Source organism: Peptostreptococcus anaerobius 653-L, from assembly GCF_000178095.1.
Classification (GTDB): Bacteria; Bacillota; Clostridia; order Peptostreptococcales; family Peptostreptococcaceae; genus Peptostreptococcus; species Peptostreptococcus anaerobius.
In genome coordinates this window covers 1-764 of the sequence record NZ_ADJN01000006.1, presented here as the reverse complement: position 1 = coordinate 764, position 764 = coordinate 1, and the positions used below count along the sequence as shown (strand labels likewise).

The following is a 764-nucleotide window of genomic DNA, read 5'->3' as shown; positions in this document are numbered from 1 at the left end:
GTCCTCCAAATTAGTTACCTAATCGGAGGACTTTTTAATGCGCCCAGCGGGACTCGAACCCACAACCCCTTGATTCGTAGTCAAGTACTCTATCCAGTTGAGCTATGAGCACATATATAAAGAGGCGACATCCAGATTCGAACTGGAGATCAAGGAGTTGCAGTCCACTGCCTTACCACTTGGCTATGTCGCCGTAAATACAAAAAAAGTGGACCATCAGGGGCTCGAACCCTGGACACCCTGATTAAGAGTCAGGTGCTCTCCCAGCTGAGCTAATGGTCCATAATGAAATTAAAATATAGTAGCGGTAACGGGACTCGAACCTGTGACCTTTCGGGTATGAACCGAACGCTCTAGCCAACTAAGCTATACCGCCATATATGTGGTGCCTAGAGGCGGAATCGAACCACCGACACGGGGATTTTCAGTCCCCTGCTCTACCGACTGAGCTATCTAGGCATATAATGGCGGAGAGGGTGGGATTCGAACCCACGGTGCCGTTAAGCATCACTGGTTTTCAAGACCAGCTCCTTAAACCACTCGGACACCTCTCCATATATACATTTCAAAATGCTATACTTTAGATATTCAGTTTGGCTGGGGATGCGGGACTCGAACCCACGGATGCATGAGTCAAAGTCATGTGCCTTACCGACTTGGCTAATCCCCAATTATAAAAAATGAGCGCACAGGGATTCGAACCCCGGACACACGCCTTAGAAGGGCGTTGCTCTATCCAGCTGAGCTATGCACCCAAAATGAAA

Annotated in this window: 8 tRNA genes; all 8 read right to left on the bottom strand. The window is 48.6% G+C overall.

Going from position 1 to position 764, the window contains the following annotated elements:
- Positions 1 to 38: 38 nt before the first annotated feature.
- Positions 39 to 112: transfer RNA gene (locus HMPREF0631_RS00565), tRNA-Arg, on the bottom strand.
- Between the two features lie 10 nt (positions 113 to 122).
- Positions 123 to 193, bottom strand: a tRNA-Cys gene (locus tag HMPREF0631_RS00560).
- A gap of 16 nt (positions 194 to 209) precedes the next feature.
- Positions 210 to 282 (bottom strand) — tRNA-Lys (locus tag HMPREF0631_RS00555).
- Between the two features lie 20 nt (positions 283 to 302).
- Positions 303 to 376, bottom strand: a tRNA-Met gene (locus HMPREF0631_RS00550).
- A 7-nt stretch (positions 377 to 383) separates the two neighbouring features.
- Positions 384 to 459, bottom strand: a tRNA-Phe gene (locus HMPREF0631_RS00545).
- A gap of 6 nt (positions 460 to 465) precedes the next feature.
- A tRNA-Ser gene (locus tag HMPREF0631_RS00540) sits at positions 466 to 554 on the bottom strand.
- Between the two features lie 40 nt (positions 555 to 594).
- Positions 595 to 670 (bottom strand) — tRNA-Gln (locus tag HMPREF0631_RS00535).
- Positions 671 to 681: 11 nt separating this feature from the next.
- Positions 682 to 755 (bottom strand) — tRNA-Arg (locus HMPREF0631_RS00530).
- Positions 756 to 764 lie beyond the last annotated feature (9 nt).